Genomic DNA, 18918 nt, shown 5'->3' with positions numbered 1-18918 from the left:
ACAGCGCAACGGGGAACGGGGGGACGGTCAGGGTCAGGAGACCTGGAGGCCGCCGTTGATGTCATAGGTTGCGGCGGTGATGTACCCGGCGTCGGGGCCGAGCAGGAAGGCGATGAGCGCCGCCACCTCTTCCCGGCTGCCGACCCGTCCCATCATGATGCCCTCCGACATCTGCGCCTTGCGCTCCTCACTCAGCGTGCCGCCCATGATGTCGGTGTCGATGGGCCCGGGGGCGATCGCGTTGACGGTGACGCCGAATTCGCCCACCTCGCGGGCCAGGGCGCGGGTGAAGCCGATGATGCCGGCCTTGGACGCGCTGTAGGCCACCTTGGAATAGGTGCCGCCGCCGCGCTGGGCAGAGATCGAGGAGATGCTCACGATCCGGCCGAGCCTGCGCTCGATCATGCCCTTGAGGACCCGCTGGGAAACGATGAAGGAGCCGCGCATGTTGATGGCGAAGACCTTGTCCCATTCTTCGACCGTGGTTTCCATGAACGGTGTGGGGGAACTGATGCCGGCCAGGTTGGCCAGGGCGACGATCGGTGGCAGCGAGCCCTCGATCTCCGTGATGGCGCGGTCCACCGACGCGGCGTCGGAGACGTCCGCTCCGACGCCGATGGCCTTCACGGCGCGGTTGGAACCGATTTCGGCGGCTGCGGCGATGGCGTCCTCGGCGTTGATGTCCAGGATCGCGACGGACCATCCCTCGCTGGCCAGACGGTCGGCGGCCGCACGGCCGATGCCGCGTGCCGACGCGGCACCGGTCAGGACCACTGTGCGTTCAGTGGGGAAAGGGGTAACTGACGTCATGGGGAAGGTTCCTTCTGGTAGTTCGGGGTTAGGCGAGGTTGGCGGGTTCGACGGCGGCCGCCGCGGCGACCGCGGGGTCAAGGGCGGCGTCGCCTTCGGGGCGCCTGCGGGCGTAGAGGTAGGTGGCCGCTGCGGTCACGCACAGGCAGAAGGAGAGGAACAGCAGCCCGCTCTGGTTGCTCCCGGTGGCGTCCTTGAGGAGTCCGACGGCGTACGGGGCAACAAAGCCGCCGAGGTTGCCGAGGGAGTTCACCAGGGCGAGTCCGGACGCGGCAGCCGCTCCGGTCAGGGCTGCGGACGGCATCGAGAGGAACGGGGCAATCGCCCCGTAGATCCCCATGGCCGAGACCGTCAGGCCGATCATTGCCAGGATGGGGTTGACCGGCAGGAGGTACCCGGCGGCCACGAGTCCGACGCCCGCGAGGACCATGCTGACGGCGGAGTGCCAGGCGCGCTTGCCGGTCCGGTCCGCGCGCTTGCTCCAGAAGTAGACGAATACTGCGGCCACGGCGTAGGGGATGAAGACGATGAAGCCGACCTCAGCCGTGGAGAAGTTCCCGAGGGCTGCGACGATGGTGGGCATCCACAGGCCCAGGCCGTAGATCCCGCAGACCAGGCCGAAGTACAGGGCGGAGTAGACCAGCGTGCGCTTGTCCTTGAGGCCGGCGAGGAAGTTGTGTTTTCCGGACTGGGACTTGGCTGCCAGCTCGGCGTCCATGGTGGCGGTGAGCCAGTTGCGCTCATCGGCCTCGAGCCATTTGGCGTCGCGCGGGCGGTCCGTCATGAGGATGGGCGTCAGGAGGCCCAGCAGGATCGCCGGGATGCCTTCGATCACGTAGAGCCACTGCCAGCCCTGCAGGCCCAGGACGCCGTCCAACTGCAGGAGGAGCCCGGATACCGGGGCGCCGAGCGCGTTGGAGACGGGCTGGGCGAGGATGAAGATGCCCAGCACGGTCACGCGCTGCGCGGCGGGGAACCAGAGCGTCAGGTAGAACAGGATCGCCGGGAAGAACCCGGCCTCCGCGGCCCCCAGCAGGAACCGGACGATGTAATAGGTGCTTTCGCCGTTGACCAGGCACATGGCGGTGGCAAAGATGCCCCACGTGATGAGGATGCGGGCCAGCCACTTCCGGGCTCCGAACCGGTACATGCCGGCGTTGCTCGGGACCTCCAGGAGGGCGTAGCCGAGGAAGAAGATGCCTGCGCCAAGCCCGTAGGCGGCGGAGTTCAGGCCGATGTCCTCGCTCATGGTGAGTTTGGCGAAGCCAACGTTGTTGCGGTCCAGGTAGGCAACGAAGTAGAGCAGGACAATCAGGGGCATGACGCGACGGCGGACCTTGCGAAGCGTGCGGTCGCCCAGTTCGCCGAGTCCAAAGGACTTGGGGGCTATTCGAGTCATCATCGACCTTCTTATGTGCAGTTCCCTCGGGCGGCCTTGCCGGAAAGGGATACGTGGGTATGGGGAAGACGGCCTGGCCGCGGCTGCTGCCGGGCTTCGGACCTTTTTGAGTCAGATGTCAGACATCTGATTCAAGAACTAGGCACGAGCTTAGAATGTGATTCGGATTACGTCAAGAGATTACGGTGTGGCCGTCAGGCCTTGGCACCCCGGACATAACGCTCGTAGTCCTCATTGGTCTGGTCCATGTGCGCGTCCATCGCCTGCCGTGAGCGCTCGGCGTCGCCGCTCAGGATGCTGTCCAGGACCCGCTGGTGATGATCGATGGCGTGTTGCTGGATCACATCAACCGCCGACGTTTCGCGCCGGGTGATGTACAGCAACTGGCCCAGTTGGGCGAAGAGGGCACGGACAAAGGGATTGCCGGAGGCCCTCAACACGGCGTCATGGAAGCCAATGTCCGCCTCCACGAAGCGGTCCAGGTCGCCGGATTCATGGAAGCGCCTCATGTTCTCGATGCACTCACGCATCCGCTCGGCCTGCTCTGGGGTATAGCGGGTGGCGGCAAGCGCGGCTGCCCCGGTTTCCACCATGCGGCGCATTTCGATCAGCCCCACTGAAACCTGCTCGGCCGCATTGCCGTGCGAGGCCGCCTTGAAGATCGCGTCCAGGCCCGTCCAGTTGTCTGTGGGATTGACGAAAGTTCCCCTGCCGGCTTTCACGTAGAGGATGTTTTGCGCCCGGAGCGCCTTGAGGGCTTCACGCACCGTGAGCCTGCTGACGTCGTAGGCCTTGGCGATGTCGGCTTCCGGCGGAATCGCGCCGTGCGGCTGGAGCTTTCCGTCGAGGATCTCAGTCAGCAGGCCGTCGACGAGGTCGTCGACCAGTGTCCTGCGGCCCATCCCAGTTCCCACCTTCAGTCGCGGCTCGTGCTTCCCTCCACATTACCCAAGTCCCGGCGTCGCCCACGTCCCTGCGTCGCCCCTGGTCACCGCGCAGCCATGTAGGCATCGAGGTTGGCCAGCGTTTGTTCCAGGTTGACCGGATGCCGGCGCAGGTACCCGGCCAGCCGGAGGAGGCTCTTGCCGCGGACCCGCCGCGCGTCCCACTGCTCGGTCACCATGGTGCCGGCGGTCCCGTCGGGGCCGGTGGACGGTTCAAGCAGATAGCGCCACACGTGGCCGTAGAAGTGCCGCCATGCGATCCGGTGGCCTTCCTCGAACTCGCAGACCCTGTTCAGGATCTTGTAGTTCATCCGCATCTTCATCTGCATGCCAAACTTGGCGCCGAGGTAGAGCCGTCCGGGCCCGCGCGGCTGGGCGCCCTTGACGGTGCCCGATCCATCAATCACGCTGTGCAGGGCAGGCGTGGCGAGCACGTCGAAGATGGCCTCCGGGGCGGCGGCGATGAACCGGCTGCGGGACACGAGATATCGGGCTTTCATCTGGCAATCCTAGTCCGCGGATCGTGGTGCAGAATGAGGCATGCAGATTTCCCGCAGCGTTCCGGGCAGCCGGCCGCGCATCGGAGTCCCTGTCCGCCTCACCAGCTCTTCCGATCCGGACCCGCGCGTTGCGGAAGCCAACGCATTGTTCGAGTACATCGTGGAGCTGCTGCGTGAGGGCGGCGGCGAACCGGTGCCGCTTACGGCTGCGGGGACCGACGACGGCGGCCTCGCCGCGTCGCTGGCGACCCTCGACGGCGTCGTGCTTCCCGGTGGCGGCGACCTCGACCCCGGCCTCTATGGCGAGACGCGAAGCGGTGCCTGCTACGACGTCAGCCCGGCCCAGGACGCGCTGGACGCCGCGGTGGCGCAGCAGGCGATCGACGCCGGGCTGCCGCTGCTCGGTATCTGCCGCGGACATCAGCTGCTCAATGTGCTCTACGGCGGGACCCTGGTCCAGGACATGGCGCCCGGGACGGTGATGCACCGCGAGCCCGCGCCGGCACACGGGACCGGCCCGTGGGCCTGGCACGAGGTAGCCGTACAGGCCGGCTCCAAGGTGGCATCCCTCTACGGCAGCGAATCCGGTGGCGTGACCGTGAAGATCGCCTCCGGCCACCATCAGGCCGTGGCACGGGTGGCCGGCGCGCTGCGGGTGACGGCCGTGGCCGAGGACGGGACGGTCGAGGCCCTGGAGGATCCGGAGCGGTGGGTGGCGTCGGTCCAGTGGCACCCCGAGGCCTTGGAGCTCCCCGCCGGAGAGCGGCTCGCCCCGTTCCGGGCCTTCGTCGAGGTGTGCCGGAACCGGGCCTGAGGCAGCCGCTCCCGATACAGACTGCTGCAGACAACGGAACCCCGGGGTCAATTCAATGGGCCCGGGGTTCCGGTTTGTTCAATTCCATACAGGGCAACGCACGGGGCGCCGCTCAGCCGGCGACGCTCACCGCCACCTTGACCGGGGTGCCGGTGGCCAGCGATTCCTGGGCGGCATCGGCCACCCGGGAGGCCGCGACGGCGTCCTCCGGGGTGCAGGGGTTGTACCGGCGCCCCAGGATCAGGTCCACGAAGGCTGCCATCTCGTCGCGGTACGCCGTCTCGAACCGCTCGGCAAAGGTCAGGTGCGGCTTCCCCGCGGGGAACGTGATCCCTGCTTCGGCGGAGGCCAGCGCCGTCCTGTCGTTCAGACCCACCATCAGCGAGCCGCGGGAGCCCTGGATTTCCAGCCGGACGTCATGGCCCGCCCCGTTGTACCGGGTGGCGGAGACGGTGCCCACGGTGCCGTCGTCGAACGTCACCAGCGCGAGGGCGGTGTCCACGTCGCCGGCCTCACCGATGGCCGGATCCCCGTTGTTGGAGCCTTTGGCGTAGACCTCGACGATTTCGCGGCCCGTGAGCCAGCGCAGGATGTCGAAATCGTGGACCGAGCAGTCCCGGAAGAGCCCGCCGGAGCTGGCCAGGAATTCGACCGGTGGCGGCGTCATGTCGCAGGTGACGGCGCGCAGCGAATGGATCCAGCCGAGCTCGCCGGCCTGGTAGGCCCGGCGGGCCTCAAGGTAGCCGGCGTCGAACCGGCGCTGATGCCCGATCTGCACCACGCCGTTGCGGTCCCGGATGTAGTCGAGCACCGGCAGGGCGTCGGCCACGTTCAAGGCCACGGGCTTTTCGCAAAAGACCGGGATCCCGGCGTCCACCCCGGCCTTGATGAGCTCCGGATGGGTGCCGGTTCCGGTGGCGATGACCAGGCCGTCCAGCCCGGAGGCCAGCAGGGCCTCGACCGAGGGCAGGAATTCGGCGTTGAGACCGGACGCGACCGCCCGGGCATGCTCTTCGGCGACGTCCGTGAGCCGCAGGCGGACTTGGATGCCCTGCGGGTTCAGGACGTCGTTGAGGGCGGCGATGTTGTGCGCGTGCATGACCCCGATCCGTCCGACGCCGACAAGTCCGAGGATGACGTCTTTCATACTGCTACTTTCGTGTGTAGTGCGGGCGCGGTGAAGGCAGCCCGGAACGCCTCGAGCGCCGCATCTCCGTCACCGCTGGCCCAGGCTTCCATGCCCACGGTCCCGTCGTAGCCGGCATCCGCGAGCGCCGTGGCGATGGCCGCGTAGTTGATTTCCCCGGTTCCGGGTTCGCAGCGGCCCGGAACGTCCGCCACCTGGATTTCACCGAGGTAGGGCAGGGCGCTCCGGACCAGCTCGATCAGGTTCCCCTCCCCCATTTGGGCGTGGTAGAGATCCAGCATGAGGCGGGCGTTCGGGTGCCCGGCGGCCTGCACCAGCGCCAGGGTGTCCTTGGCGCGGGCCAGCGGGATCCCGGGGTGGTCCAGGATCGTGTTGAGGTTCTCGAGGCAGAACGTCAGCCCGTATTTTTCGCCGAGCTTGCCCAGCCGTTCGAGGGTCCGGGCGCCGGTGATCCACATCTGGCCGGTGGACCGGTAGACCGGGCGGGCCGCGTGGCCGTCGACCAGTTCAGCGGAGTGGACCACCATCCGGCTGACGCCGAGGTCCAGGGCGGCAGGGATCAGGGACTCGGCCGTGCGCACCACGTCGTCCGCCGTCTCAGGGTCCACCAGGCTGCCGGAGGTGTATCCCGTCATGGACGAGAACACCGCCCCGGTGGCCTTGAGGGCGCCAATGTCTTTGGTTCGGGAGTCCCACAGTTCGACGTCGAAGCCGGCGGCGTGGATCCGGCGCACCCGCTCGGTGAACGGCAGGTCGGTGAATACCATTTCTGCACCTACGGCGAGCCGCATCAGAGGACCGAAGCTTCCTTGACGGCCACCGGCGCGCCTTGTTTGACCGACTCGATGCAGGCAAGCGCCATGGCCAGCGCGCTCCGGGCATCCCTGGCTCCCGGCGTGAGGGTAAAGGGCCTCGGCGGCGGCGAAGTCCGCTCGCGCCGGGCACGCACGTGGTCGGCAAAGTCGACGAGCTCATCCGTGTAGGCCTGGCGGAAGAGCTCGACGTTCAGCCGTGGCGTGTCGGCGGACATGCCCTCGGCGGTGAACCGGCGGGCGGCGGTCTCGGTGGCGCGGCCGGCCTGGACCATGCCGCGGGAACCGAAGACCTCCCCGCGGATGTCGTAGCCGTACAGGGCGCTGAAGTTTGCCTCGGCGACGGCAATCGCGCCGTTGCTGTACCGGATGGTTACCACGGCGGTGTCCAGGAAGCCCTGGTCCCGCAGTCCCGGCTCCACGAGGGCGTCGGCAACAGCGTAGACCTCCACGGGCTCGGCACCTTCGTTGAACCAGTTGAGGGTGTCGAAGTCGTGGATGAGGGTCTCGAGGAAGATCGTCCACGCCGGAATCTTTGCGGCGTGGCCGATGCTCCCGGTGCCCGGGTCCCGGGTCAGTGACCGCAGGAGCTGCGGCTCCCCCGCGATTCCGGCGGCGAGGTCCTTCTTGGCTGCCTGGAAATCCGCGGAGTACCGGCGGTTAAAGCCGATCTGGAAGTGCACGCCGGCGGCTTCGACGGCGGCAAGCGCGGAGTCGAGTTCGTCAAGGCCCAGGCCAGCCGGCTTTTCGCAGAAGACGTGCTTTCCGGCGGCGGCGGCCTGGCCGATCAAGGCGGAGTGGAACCGCGCGGGGCTCGCGATGACGACGGCGTCGATCTCCGGGTCGGCCAGGATGTCGGCGGCGTCGGCGGTCACCTTCGCCGTGCCCAGGGTGCCGGCCAGCGCCTCGGCGGATTCCAGGTTGGGATCCGCGATGGCGGCGAGGACGGCACCAGGGACCCGGCGGGCGATGCTCTCGGCGTGGAAGGCGCCCATCCAGCCGGAGCCGATAAGGCCGATGCTCACCGGCACGGAGGCCTCGGACGGGTTGCGGTTCAGGTAAGCCATAGGCTTGTCCTTTCAAGACTAGGGACGGCAGTCACTGGTAGGTGGTACCGGTCGTCTGGGCCACGTCGGCGACTTCGCCCTGGACTTCCTTGACGACGTCGCCGTGGCCGCCGAGTTGTTCGAGTTCGTGGGCGAGTTCGGCGAGTTCGGCGCCGCCGGCCATTTGGGCGGTGAGCTCGTCCAGGGTGATGTCCTTCTTGTCGTAGTAGCCGATCGACTTGCCGCGTTTGAGCAGCAGGAACCGGTCGCCGACGGGGAAGGCGTGGTGCGGGTTGTGGGTGATGAAGATGACGCCGAGGCCGCGGTCGCGGGCCTGCAGGATGTAGCGGAGCACCACGCCGGACTGCTTCACGCCCAGGGCCGCGGTGGGCTCGTCCAGGATCAGGACCTTCGCGCCGAAGTACACGGCCCGGGCGATCGCGACGCACTGGCGTTCACCGCCGGAGAGCTGGCCGATGGGCTGTTCGACGTCGCGCAGGTCGATGCCCATCGCGGCGAGTTCCTTGAGCGTGATGTCCTTCATCTTCTCGACGTCCATGCTCTTGAACGGGCCGAAGCCGGATGTCAGTTCGGAGCCGAGGAAGAAGTTCCGCCAAATCGGCATCAGCGGCACCACCGCGAGGTCCTGGTAGACGGTGGCGATGCCCACATCGAGGGCGTCCCGGGGGGAGCTGAATTTCCGGTCCTCGCCCATGACCTTCAATGTTCCGGCGTCGTGCTGGTGCAGGCCGGCGATGATCTTGATCAGGGTGGACTTGCCCGCGCCGTTATCACCCAGCACGCAGGTGACGCGGCCGTTGTCCACGGCCATGGTGACATCGGACAGGGCGATGATGTTCCCGTAGTGCTTGGCGATCCCGTCGAGGGCAAGCAGGTGCACTGGCGTGTCGGTGAGAGGGTCTTTTTCGCTCTGCAGCAGGGTTTGCTGGTCGATCTCTTTGGCATTCATTTCCGGGCCCCTTTTACTTCAGTTCTGCGCGGCGCTTGACGACGAGGTTGACGATGGTGGCCAGCAGCAGCATCAGGCCCAGGAAGAACTTGAACCAGTCCGGGTTCCACTGCGCGTAGACGATGCCCTTGTTGGCCATGCCGAAGATGAACGCGCCGATCGCGCCGCCGATCGCCGAGCCGTAGCCGCCGGTCAGGAGGCAGCCGCCGATCACCGCGGCGATGATGTAGAGGAACTCGTTGCCCACGCCTTCACCGGACTGCACGGTGTCAAAAGCGAAGAGGTTGTGCATGCCCAGGATCCAGGCGCAGAACCCCACGGCCATGAACAGGCCGATCTTGGTGGCCTTGACCGGCACACCCACGGCACGGGCCGCGTTCGCGTCGCCGCCGACGGCGAAGATCCAGTTCCCCACCCGGGTCCGCATCAGCACCCAGGTCGCCACCGCGACGAGCGCGAACCAGTACAGCACCGTGATTTTGACGTCGACTCCGCCGATGCTGACCGAGGAGGCGAACACCGCCCGGGCGGAGTCGAAGCCGTCCATGTTCGCGATCGAGGGTGAGGATACCGACCCGCCGATCAGGCGGGTCAGGCCCAGGTTCAGGCCGGTCAGCATCAGGAACGTCGCCAGAGTCACGATGAAGGACGGCAGTTTGGTCTTGATCAGGATCCAGCCGTTGATGAAGCCGATGGACAACGAGACCACCAGGGCCAGGCCGACGCCGACCCACACATTCGTGGTGAAGTACCAGCTGAACAGCGACGCCGTCAGGGCCGAACTGATCACGGCGACACCGGTGGAAAGGTCGAACTCCCCGCCGATCATCAGCAAGGACACCCCCACCGCCATGATCCCGATCGTGGAGCTGCCGTACATGATGGTCGCCAGCGCACCGGGCTGGGTAAACGTCGGGGACACCAACGCGAAGAAGATGAAGAGGACGATAGCGCCCACCAGGGCACCGACCTCGGGACGTCCGAGCAGTTTCTGGAACGGACTGCGCTTGGCGACGCGCTCATCGGGCGCCGGCGACTTTGTCTTGGTCTGGGTGATGGTCATGATGATTCTCCTTGCTGCCGGGCCGGCGCGGGGGCCGGCCCGGCCAGCGGGCTGTTAGCGGACGCCCTGCTTGGCGAAGGTCAGGACATCGGCCGCATTTGATTTGTCGACGATTGCGGGGCCCGTCAGCACAGGCTGGCCGCCGCCGATCTTGAATCCGCCGCGCTTGTTCTGCCAGATGGCGTCGACGGCTCCGTAGCCCTGCAGCCACGGCTGCTGGTCCACGGTGAAGAGAACTGCACCATCCACGATCTTCTGGGCGAGATCCGCGTTGAGGTCGAAACTTGCAACCTTGGCAGAGCTGCCGGCATCCGTGACGGACTTGAGGAGAGTCAGTGTGATGGGGGCGCCGAGGCCGATGATGACGTCGGCGTCCTTGGAAGCCTGGAGCTTGGCCGTCGCGGTGGACTGAACGGAGGTCATATCCTTGCCGTCGACGTAAAGGATCTCCGTTCCAGGCACCTTCGCCTTGACGCCCGCGCAGCGTGCTTCAAGTCCTACGTGGCCCTGTTCCTGAATCACGCAGACCGGGTGCTTGAAGTTCTCTGCCGCGAGCCGGGTGCCGACTGCCTCACCTGCGAGTTTTTCGTTAGAGCCGAAGTGGGTGAAGGCTCCGAGTGCTTGCGAGACCCCTTCTCCAGCGTTGAGGCTCACAACCGGGATGCCGGCGTCAGTGGCCTTCTTCAGGGCGTCTTTGAGTGCTTCGGGCTTGGCGAGCGTGACCGCGATGCCGTCAACCTTCTGGTCGATAGCCTGCTGGATGAGCTGTGCCTGGCGTCCGGCTTCAGGATCGGACGTGTAGAGGAGCTCAACGTTGTCCTTCGCGGCCGCCTCCTCGGCACCCTTGCGAACTATGTCCCAGAAGGTGTCACCTGCTGCGGCATGGGTGATCAAGGCGATCTTAATCCGGGGCGTCGAGGCGACCTGGCCTCCGCCAGCCGCATTGCCTGAGTCTGCGGGCTTGCCTCCGCTGCTGGAACACGCGCTCAGGGCCAGCATGGGTACAACGGCCGCCACGAGGGCCGCCTTCCGCCACGAGAACTTGGTCACGATCAATCTCCTTTGATTCCGGGCCACGCCGGCCGCTTCATCGCGTCGGTCAGTGAGCCATCTACCACCGATCATGGTGACTTCGATCACAGATGTCAATAGTTTGTCCTGACATTAGGATGTTGTGACGTAACTTGGATCGGCGAAAATGCCCCTTTCGCGGGCTCGACCAGCCCAGAGGCGTCAGCCCGCCCCCAAGCCCGCGGCGCCCCTCGGCGGCCCTTGGCTCCCCCGGACGGCCCTGCTACTATCAGAAAAAGGCAGTATGTCCTATCAAGCGAACATGATGCTGACAAACGCGGACAGGCCGGCTCACCGGCCGCCGCGGAGTACAAGGGAGCACGCCCAGTGGCGAATCAACTAAATCTGCGCATCGACCGCTCATCCCCGGTGCCGCTGTACCACCAGGTGGTGCAGGGCATCGAGGCGGCGATCCACACCGGGTTGCTGGAGCCGGGCAGCCGGCTGGAAAATGAGATCGACCTGGCGGCCCAGCTCAACCTGTCCCGCCCCACGATGCGCAAGGCCATGGACGAACTGGTCCGCTCCGGCCTCCTGGTCCGCAAGCGCGGCGTCGGCACCCAGGTGGTGTCCAGCCAGGTCCGCCGCCCGCTGGAGCTCTCCAGCCTCTACGACGACCTCAGCAACAACGGCAGCAAGCCCACCACCGACGTACTCAGTTTCTCCCATGAAGAGGCGGACGCCACGATCCGCACAGCACTGCAACTGCCCGCCGGCGCCAAGGTCTACCACTTTGCCCGGCTCCGGAAAGTGGGCGGCAAGCCGCTGGCCCTGATGGAGAACTGGGTGCGCGATGACATCACCGCCATCGACGAGGCGCTCCTGGCCTCCCAGGGCCTCTACGCCATCCTGCGCAACGGCGGCGTGAACTTCCGGCTGGCCTCGCAGCGGATCGGCGCCATGATCGCCAACGACTACCAGGCGCCGCTGCTCGAGACCACCCCCGGCTCCGCCCTCGTCACCATGGAGCGCACGGCCGTGGACGACACCGGCCGCATGGTGGAAACCGGCCACCACGTCTACCGGGCAGATTCCTACAGCTTTGAGATGACACTGGTCCAAAGATAGAAGTCCAACGATAAGAGTTCAAAGGCAGGCGCTCACCCGCGAGCGCCACCGGCTCCACCCCGGCACACCCGCGCCCTCCTGCGGCGCGACAACGAAAGGGCAGCTTCCATGGCCAACTGGGTCTATCCGCTCGGCACAGCCGCCGAGGGCACATGGGACATTTCCATCGGGACGTCCGATTCCGGGCTGGCGGTGGACGGCTGGGCCCATACCGGGCTGAAGGTCGCCACGCTGCCGGCCGGCGGCGGCGTCGTGCTGGACGCGGCGGCGGAGGAACGCATTGTGATCCCGCTCAACGGATCCTTCCTGACGGCCGTGGACGGGCAGGACTATCACCTGGCCGGCCGGGACAGCGTCTTCAGCGGCCCCAGCGACGTGCTCTACACGGGCGCCGGCAAGGCGGTGGCCATCACCTCGGCCGACGGCGGACGGGTGGCGGTAGCGACCGCCCCGGCCAAGGCCTCCTACCCGACCCGCCTCATCACGGCCGCCGAGACGCCGGTGGAACTGCGCGGAGCCGGCAACTGCTCCCGGCAGGTCCACAATTTCGGGACTCCCGCTGCGCTGGAGGCGGACCGCTTCATCGTCTGCGAGGTCCTCACGCCGGCCGGCAACTGGTCCTCCTATCCCCCGCACAAGCACGATGAGGAAAAAGACGGCGAGACCAGCCTCGAGGAGATCTACTACTTCGAAACAAGGGTGACACCCGGGGCACCGGAGCGCCCGGGCGCCGACGACGCCATCGGCTACCAGCGCGTCTATGCCTCGGACGAACGGCCCATCGACGTTTCCGCGGAGGTGCGGACCGGCGACGTCGTGCTGGTGCCGTACGGCTGGCACGGGCCCGCCATGGCCGCCCCCGGTTACGACATGTACTACCTCAACGTCATGGCCGGCCCGGGCCCGGTCCGCGACTGGCTCATCAGCGACGACCCGCACCACGGCTGGATCCGCCAGACGTGGGAGGGCCAGGACCTGGACCCGCGGCTGCCGTTCGGCCGTTAGGCCGGCTGCAGCTCAGCCTCGGAATCCGCCGTGGAGCCGTCGACGTCGGCCGGCCGGCCGGCGTCGTGCTTCAGAGTGTCATGCCGCTTCGCGGCAGCGGCCGCGAACGCCATCACGGCGAGGCCGAGCAGGGTGATCCCGGCGCCGGCCCAGATCGGCGAGGTGTAGCCGAGGCCGGCGGTGATGGTGACGCCGCCCATCCACGCGCCGAGGGCATTGCCGACGTTGAAGGCGCCAATGTTGGCGCCGGAGGCCAGGGTGGGGGCGCTGCTGGCGTACTTCATCACGCGCATCTGCAGGCCGGGAACCGTGGCGAAGCCGAAGCCGCCCAGCAGCACCATGGAGGCGATGGTCGTCGGCTGGTTGTTGGAGGTCAGGGCGAAGACCACGAGCACCGCGACCAGGAAGGCGAGCACCACCAGCAGGGTGCGGTCCACATTCTTGTCAGCCGCCTTGCCCCCAAGGGTGTTGCCAATGAAGAGCCCGACGCCGAAGAGGATCAGCAGCCACGGGACCGTGCTGGCGGCGAAGCCGGTGACCTCGGTGAGGGTGAACGCAATGTAGGTGAAGGCGCCGAACATGCCGCCGTAGCCGAGGATGGTGACGAAGATGGAGAGCCAGACCTGGCCGGACCGGAAGGCACGGAGCTCACCCCGCAGGCCTCCTGGGGCAGTGTCTCCGGAGCCGGTTTTCGGCACCAGGGTGAGGATGCCGACGAGCGCCAGGACTCCGATCCCGGTGATCCCCCAGAAGGTGGAGCGCCAGCCCGCGGCCTGGCCCAGCATGGTGCCGAACGGGACGCCCAGCACGTTGGCCGCCGTGAGGCCGGTGAACATGATGGCGATCGCGCCGGCCTTCTTGTTGGGCGCCACCATGCTGGCGGCCACCACGGCGCCGATGCCGAAGAACGCGCCGTGCGACAGCGCCGCGATGATGCGACCGACCATCATGGTGCCGTAGTCGGGGGCGAGGGCGGAGACGAGGTTGCCGGCGATGAAGAGGACCATCAGCACGGCAAGTACGGGCTTGCGCTCGAAGCGCGTCACGGCGGCGGTGAGAACCAGCGCGCCGACGACGACGGCGAGGGCGTACCCGGAGATGAGCCATCCCGCGGTGGCTTCGCTGACGTGGAAGTCGGCGGAGACCTGCGGGAGCAGGCCCATGATGACGAACTCGGTGAGTCCGATCCCGAAGCCGCCAAGGGCTAGGGCTATCAGGCCAATCGGCATGGAGATGCTCCTTACAAAGCTGTACGGACAGGGGTATGGCGCGTAAGCTAGTAGTTGCAGACGCGTTATTTATTCTTGCACAAGCAGATACAACGCGCAAGCAACTATTATTTGATGTGTCCGGCACCACCTCCGCCGGGCACACGAGCCGAAGGGAAGCAGCAGATGGGCATCAAGGACGACGCCGTCGAGGTCCGGGCACAAGGCTGGCGGACCCTGGCGGCCCTGCACGGGCTAATCGAAGCCGAGCTGGAGCGGTCCCTGCAGGCCGGGGCGCAGCTCTCCGTCGTGGAGTACACCGTGCTGGACGCGCTGAGCCGGCAGGACGGCTGGCACATGCGGATGCAGCAACTCGCCCGCGCCACGGCGTTGAGCGCGAGCGCCACCACCCGGCTGGTCAACCGGCTCGAGGACCGCGGACTGCTGACCCGGATCCTCTGCGCGGATGACCGCCGCGGGATCTACACCGAGCTCACACCCAGCGGCATCACGCTGCTCGAGCAGAGCCGGCCGGTCCACGACGCCACGCTGGAGCGGGCGCTGGCCCAGGCCCAGGAAGTGCCGGAACTGGCCCCGCTGGTGGACGCCCTCCCCCGGCTGCACACCGTGGCCTAGCCGGGACACCGCAGAAGCCGACGCAGAAAGCCCCGCACCGCGTTTCGACGCGGGCGGGGCTCGCTGGTGGGCGGGCCATTCAGGCTATGCGGTGACGGGTTGCTTCGCGGCAAGCTGCTTGAAGTGGTGCTCGAGATCTTCCAGGCTCTTGTCTTTGGTCTCCGGGATGTACTTCGCGGCGAAGGCGATGGCCCCAACGCCCAGCACGGCGAAGACAAAGAATGTATTGGACAGTCCGATCGCGGCGAGGAGCTGCGGGAAGCCGAAGCCAACCAGGAAGTTCACAATCCACAGCACGAAGGCCGAGGCCCCCATGCCCAGGCCCCGGATCTTCAGCGGGAAGACCTCCGAGAGCATCAGCCAGGTGACTGGCGAGATGGCGCCCTGCTGGAACGCCAGGAACGTCACGGTCAGGGCCAGGATCACAAAGCCGCGGGCCGTTCCTTCCGGCAGGATGAGCGAGAAAACACCGATTAGCAGCAGCGCCGTCGTGGTGCCAAGCTGGCCGGTGATGAGCATCTTGCGTCGCCCCACCTTGCCCAGCAGCCAGATGCCCACGAAGGTTGCGGCGACGGAGATGACGCCGTTGGCGATGTTGGCCGTCAGGGCCGCTTCACGGCCGAAGCCCGACTGCGCGAGGATTTGCGTGCCGTAGTACATGATCGAGTTGACGCCGGTGATTTGTTGAATGACCGCCAGCCCGACCCCCACAACGAAGACGTGGCGCAGCCACGGAACACTAAGGTCCTTCCAGGACCCCATCTTGGCCTTGTAGTCCTCCACGGCCATGGCCTTGACTTCTTCAAATTCAGTCCGGGCCTCCGGCTGGGATCGGATCCGCTGCAGCACGCTAAGGGCCTCGCCGAAGCTACCCATTGAGGCCAGCCAACGCGGGCTTTCGGGCATGAAGTTCATGCCGATCCAGAGCGCGATCGCGGGCAGGGTTGCGATGACCAGCATCCAACGCCAGATCCCGCCGGACTCGCCAAAGCTGTTGCCGAGGTAGGCGTTGAAGATGAACGCCAACAGCTGGCCGGTGACGATCATCAGTTCGTTCTGGGTGACGATCCGACCGCGCCGGGCACTCGGCGAGACTTCTGCCAGATACACGGGAACGGTCACTGAGGCGCCGCCCACGGCCAGGCCAAGGATCAGTCGGGCCAGGATCATCACTTCCGTGTTCGGCGCGAAGGTGCAGGCCAGCGTGCCGGCAAGGAAGACCACGGCCAGCACCATGATCATCTTGCGCCGGCCATGCCGGTCCGCGAGCCGGCCGCCGAACAGGGCGCCGAAGGCCGCGCCGAACAACAGTGAGGATGTCACGAGCCCTTCGGTCAGCGGCGTGAGGCCGAGGTCGGCCTGCATGTACGGCAGGGCGCCGTTGATGACGCCGGTGTCGTAGCCGAAGAGCAGCCCGCCAAAGGTGGACACGATCGTCGCGGTGCGCAAGGCCCGCCTGTGGTTCACGGGTCGTGTCACTTCAGTGACCGTCGCAGTCATAGGCTCGCCTTCTCGATGCGCTGCGTCATGGTCTCCAGCTGGTAGCGGGGACCTCCGCGGCGTTGTCGTCCTCGGCGAAGACGCTCGAGACCATGACGGTGTCCTCACGGTCCAGGAAGCCGATTTCCTTCAGGCCGCCGAAGAACTCATCCCAGTTCACGTCGCCGTCGCCGATTTTCAGGTGCTGGTGCACCCGGACCGGGTTACCGGGCGGGTTGGTGATGTAGCGCAGCCCGTGCGAGGCGAGGTGGTCCATGGTGTCGGCGACGTGCACCAGGCGCAGCTTGTCCCCGGCAGCCCGCATGATCTCCAGGGGCTCGTTTTTCATGTGGAAGCTGTGTGAGGCCACGTAGACCAGGCCCACATTCTTCGAGTTCAGCCCACGGATCACCCGGATCGCGGCCAGGCCCTCCTCGACAAAGTCGTCCGGATGCGGGTCGATCAGGAGGTCGATGCCCTCCCGCTCGATGATGGGGAGCAGTTCCTCCATGGAGCGGTAGAAGGCGCGCTCGGATTCCTCGGCCTTCTCCGGCCGGCCGCTGAACTCGGTGTTCATGGTGCTGACGCCCAGGTCCACGGTGATCTGGATGGCGCGCTTCCAGTAGCGGACGGCGGCCTCACGCGCGTCCTCGTCCGGGCCGGACCAGCGCAGTACGGGCAGCACCGAGGCGATTTCGATCCCGGCGTCCTTGCAGGCCGCCTTCAGCTTGCCCACCAGCTCGTCGTCGGCCTTCGGGTGGTTGAAGAAGGGGATGAAGTCGGCGTGCGGGGTCATCTGCATGTACTTGTAGCCGAGGTCGGCAACCACGCGCGGGAATTCCAGGAGTCCGTGCCTGTGGTGGAACGGCGTGGGATCAAGGGCGATTTTCACTTCTGAATACTCCATTGTGGATCTGGCCATTATGGATCTGGCGGACGGGCGGGCGGCCGGCGCCGCGTTCTTGGCGGCCCGGCCGGCAGAGTCTCTCTAGCGGTAGAGGGCGGGCTTGGCGTTGAGTTTCACGGCGACCTTTTCGCCGTTCTTCTGCGCCTCGACCCCGGCCTCGCAGCACGCTGCCGTGGCGTAGCCGTCCCAGGCGGTGGGGCCGCCGATTTCACCGCGGAGGGCCGCATCGACCCAAGACTGGATTTCGACGTCGTATGCCGCCCCGAAGCGTTCCTCGAAGCCGGGGGTGATGTTGCCGCCCCAGTGGCCATTGCTGCGGGTGTAGGGGCCTTTGTCCCCGCCGATACTGACGATGCCGTCCTCGAAGGAGGCCTGGGTGGCCACTTCGTAGCCGAACTTCGCGTTCACGTAGATCTCGACGTCGGCCAGGACGCCGGACTCGGTCTCGATCAGCACGTGCTGCGGGTCGTGCTGCCCAGCCGGTGCGCTCCGCGTGGGCTTGCCGAGGCGGACCTGGACCGAGGTGATTTCCTCGCCGGTGAAGAAGCGGATGGCGTCGAATTCGTGCACCACGGAGTCGTTGATCAGCATCTCGTTGGTGAAGCCTGCCGGCGTGGTGGGGTTCCGGTGCTGGTGATGCAGCATGAGCAGCTCGCCGAGTTCGGAGTCGCGGATGATTTTGCCCAGCGCGGAGTATTCGGCGTCGAAGCGGCGCATGAAGCCGACCTGGATGCGCTTGCGGCCCAGCGCCTGCTCGGCCTCGACAATTTTCCACGAGGATTCGGCATCCGGGGTGAGCGGCTTCTCGCAGAGGATCGGGATGTCCTTGGCGATCGCCTTGAGCAGGATGTCCTCGTGCAGGAAGCCGGGGGTGGCGATCAGCACGGCGTTGACGTCGCCGTTGCTGAGGGCTTCTTCGGCGTCGGCGAGCGCGACGGCGCCGGGGATGCCTTCGATGGCGGCCTGCGCCCTGGCGAGGTCGACGTCGACGACGGCGGCAACTTCCGCGCCATGGATGCGTGTGTTGAGCCGCTGGATGTGGTCTGCGCCCATACGGCCGGCGCCGATGACAGCTACGCGGAGGGTCTTGGTCATGGTCTTGTCCTCAGTTCTAGTTGACCGCGGTGCGGGAGCCGCACGAGAGCAGGTAGTTACGGGTGCGCTTGGCAATGGGCATCGGGACGTCGAAGGCCACGGGGTACATGTCCTGTTCCACAATGCCAAAGATCGGCCGGTTGAGCGCCTCAACGGCTTCGATGACGGCGCGCAGGTCCGGCAGGCCGTTCGGCGGTTCGGTCATGACGCCGGCCAGGTTGGCGGCGGCCCAGGTCATGTTTTCATCGTTGACCTTTTTGAGGACGTCCGGGTTGATCTGTTTGAGGTGAAGGTAGCCGAGCCGGTCGGGGTAGTTCTTGATCAGGTCCAGGCTGGAGGCACCGCAGTATTCGGCGTGGCCGGTATCGAGGCAGAGGTTGAGGTACTTGGCGTCCGTGGCGGCAAGGAGGGTCTCGATGTCCTCCTGCGCGCCGACATGGGAGTCGGCGTGCGAGTGGAACTGCTGCTTCAGGCCGAAGTCCTCCAGGAGCGTCTTGCCCAGGCGGTTGTGTCCGGTAAAGAGGTCGCTCCAGGCCTTTTCGGTGAGGGTGCCGCTCTCCACGGCCTCGCCGGTGACGTCGTCGCGCCACATCGCCGGGATGACCACCATGTGTTCCCCGCCCATCGCGGCGGTGAGTTCGGCGACCTTCCGTGCCGGTTCCCACGCGGTTTCCCACTGGTCCAGGCCGCGGTGAAAGGCGGTGAAGACGGTCCCGGCCGAGATCTTCAGGTCACGGGCCTTGAGCTCTTCGGCGAGGCGTGCCGGGTCCGTGGGGAGGTAGCCGTACGGGCCCAGCTCGATCCACGTGTAGCCGGATTCGGCGACCTCGTCCAGGAAGCGCTCCCACGGGGTCTGCTGGGGGTCATCCGGGAACCAGACGCCCCAGGAGTCCGGCGCGGTGCCGATGATGAGTTTGTTCTCAGTCATGTCCATTCCTTCTCAT

18 protein-coding genes and 1 pseudogene are annotated in these 18918 nt (G+C 66.6%); 4 read left to right on the top strand and 15 right to left on the bottom strand.

The features are described from left to right. Positions 1-33: 33 nt before the first annotated feature. From AB4Y72_RS08165 to AB4Y72_RS08150, 4 genes are all read right to left on the bottom strand, one after another. A complete protein-coding gene (locus AB4Y72_RS08165) occupies positions 34-810 on the bottom strand; it encodes an SDR family NAD(P)-dependent oxidoreductase (protein WP_441425656.1) in 777 nt (258 codons plus the stop codon). Between the two features lie 28 nt (positions 811-838). Further along, the gene (locus AB4Y72_RS08160; protein ID WP_441425655.1) at positions 839-2212 is read right to left on the bottom strand and encodes an MFS transporter; all 1374 of its coding nucleotides are present in this window, start codon (positions 2210-2212) and stop codon (positions 839-841) included. Positions 2213-2403: 191 nt separating this feature from the next. Beyond that, positions 2404-3111 carry a FadR/GntR family transcriptional regulator gene (locus AB4Y72_RS08155; RefSeq protein WP_441425654.1) on the bottom strand — a complete coding sequence of 236 codons (708 nt, stop codon included), beginning with the start codon at positions 3109-3111 and terminating at the stop codon, positions 2404-2406. Between the two features lie 86 nt (positions 3112-3197). Beyond that, entirely contained in the window at positions 3198-3653 is a 456-nt protein-coding gene (locus AB4Y72_RS08150) for an SRPBCC family protein (RefSeq protein ID WP_441425653.1), read from the bottom strand. A gap of 40 nt (positions 3654-3693) precedes the next feature. Here AB4Y72_RS08150 and AB4Y72_RS08145 point away from each other — a divergent pair, with 40 nt between their 5' ends. Beyond that, complete coding sequence (locus tag AB4Y72_RS08145) at positions 3694-4467, top strand: gamma-glutamyl-gamma-aminobutyrate hydrolase family protein (protein ID WP_441425652.1); 774 nt, start codon at positions 3694-3696, stop codon at positions 4465-4467. A 112-nt stretch (positions 4468-4579) separates the two neighbouring features. On the opposite strand, the gene AB4Y72_RS08140 is transcribed toward AB4Y72_RS08145, so the two are convergent. Genes AB4Y72_RS08140 through AB4Y72_RS08115 form a run of 6 tightly spaced genes read right to left on the bottom strand, consistent with a single transcriptional unit; the run spans position 4580 to position 10555 of the window. Continuing rightward, positions 4580-5614, bottom strand: coding sequence for a Gfo/Idh/MocA family protein (locus tag AB4Y72_RS08140; RefSeq protein WP_441425651.1), 1035 nt, complete (start codon positions 5612-5614; stop codon positions 4580-4582). Beyond that, positions 5611-6405 (bottom strand): TIM barrel protein, encoded by a 795-nt coding sequence (locus AB4Y72_RS08135; protein ID WP_441425650.1) that lies wholly within the window; start codon positions 6403-6405, stop codon positions 5611-5613. Before AB4Y72_RS08135 ends, AB4Y72_RS08140 begins: the two co-directional genes overlap by 4 nt. After that, a complete protein-coding gene (locus AB4Y72_RS08130; protein ID WP_441425649.1) occupies positions 6405-7493 on the bottom strand; it encodes a Gfo/Idh/MocA family oxidoreductase in 1089 nt (362 codons plus the stop codon). Before AB4Y72_RS08130 ends, AB4Y72_RS08135 begins: the two co-directional genes overlap by 1 nt. A gap of 31 nt (positions 7494-7524) precedes the next feature. After that, positions 7525-8442: an ATP-binding cassette domain-containing protein gene (locus AB4Y72_RS08125; protein ID WP_441425648.1), complete on the bottom strand. Its 918-nt coding sequence runs from the start codon at positions 8440-8442 to the stop codon at positions 7525-7527. Between the two features lie 13 nt (positions 8443-8455). Beyond that, complete coding sequence (locus AB4Y72_RS08120; RefSeq protein WP_441425647.1) at positions 8456-9505, bottom strand: ABC transporter permease; 1050 nt, start codon at positions 9503-9505, stop codon at positions 8456-8458. Between the two features lie 54 nt (positions 9506-9559). Next, a complete protein-coding gene (locus tag AB4Y72_RS08115) occupies positions 9560-10555 on the bottom strand; it encodes a substrate-binding domain-containing protein (protein WP_441425646.1) in 996 nt (331 codons plus the stop codon). Between the two features lie 348 nt (positions 10556-10903). Between AB4Y72_RS08115 and AB4Y72_RS08110 the strand changes: the two genes are divergently transcribed. Both AB4Y72_RS08110 and iolB read left to right on the top strand, forming a co-directional pair. Then, a complete protein-coding gene (locus tag AB4Y72_RS08110) occupies positions 10904-11644 on the top strand; it encodes a GntR family transcriptional regulator (protein ID WP_441425645.1) in 741 nt (246 codons plus the stop codon). Positions 11645-11752: 108 nt separating this feature from the next. Continuing rightward, positions 11753-12649 carry a 5-deoxy-glucuronate isomerase gene (gene iolB, locus AB4Y72_RS08105; protein ID WP_441425644.1) on the top strand — a complete coding sequence of 299 codons (897 nt, stop codon included), beginning with the start codon at positions 11753-11755 and terminating at the stop codon, positions 12647-12649. Here iolB and AB4Y72_RS08100 read toward each other — a convergent pair. Next, positions 12646-13878, bottom strand: coding sequence for an MFS transporter (locus AB4Y72_RS08100; RefSeq protein ID WP_441425643.1), 1233 nt, complete (start codon positions 13876-13878; stop codon positions 12646-12648). The two genes, iolB and AB4Y72_RS08100, sit on opposite strands and share 4 nt — an antisense overlap. Before the next feature lie 165 nt (positions 13879-14043). Here AB4Y72_RS08100 and AB4Y72_RS08095 point away from each other — a divergent pair, with 165 nt between their 5' ends. After that, complete coding sequence (locus AB4Y72_RS08095) at positions 14044-14493, top strand: MarR family winged helix-turn-helix transcriptional regulator (RefSeq protein WP_441425642.1); 450 nt, start codon at positions 14044-14046, stop codon at positions 14491-14493. 84 nt (positions 14494-14577) lie between these two features. On the opposite strand, the gene AB4Y72_RS08090 is transcribed toward AB4Y72_RS08095, so the two are convergent. The 4 genes and pseudogenes from AB4Y72_RS08090 to AB4Y72_RS08075 form a co-directional block, all read right to left on the bottom strand. Beyond that, positions 14578-15993, bottom strand: a complete 1416-nt coding sequence (locus AB4Y72_RS08090) for a sugar porter family MFS transporter (RefSeq protein WP_441425641.1) — start codon at positions 15991-15993, stop codon at positions 14578-14580. Beyond that, positions 15990-16864: pseudogene (locus tag AB4Y72_RS08085) on the bottom strand (sugar phosphate isomerase/epimerase family protein). Before AB4Y72_RS08085 ends, AB4Y72_RS08090 begins: the two are co-directional and overlap by 4 nt. Positions 16865-16960: 96 nt before the next feature. Further along, entirely contained in the window at positions 16961-17974 is a 1014-nt protein-coding gene (locus tag AB4Y72_RS08080) for a Gfo/Idh/MocA family protein (protein ID WP_441425640.1), read from the bottom strand. A gap of 16 nt (positions 17975-17990) precedes the next feature. Beyond that, entirely contained in the window at positions 17991-18902 is a 912-nt protein-coding gene (locus tag AB4Y72_RS08075; protein ID WP_441425639.1) for a sugar phosphate isomerase/epimerase family protein, read from the bottom strand. Positions 18903-18918 lie beyond the last annotated feature (16 nt).

This window comes from Arthrobacter sp. YAF34 (assembly GCF_052113245.1).
GTDB lineage: Bacteria > Actinomycetota > Actinomycetes > Actinomycetales > Micrococcaceae > Arthrobacter.
This window is presented reverse-complemented; position numbering and strand designations above follow the sequence as displayed.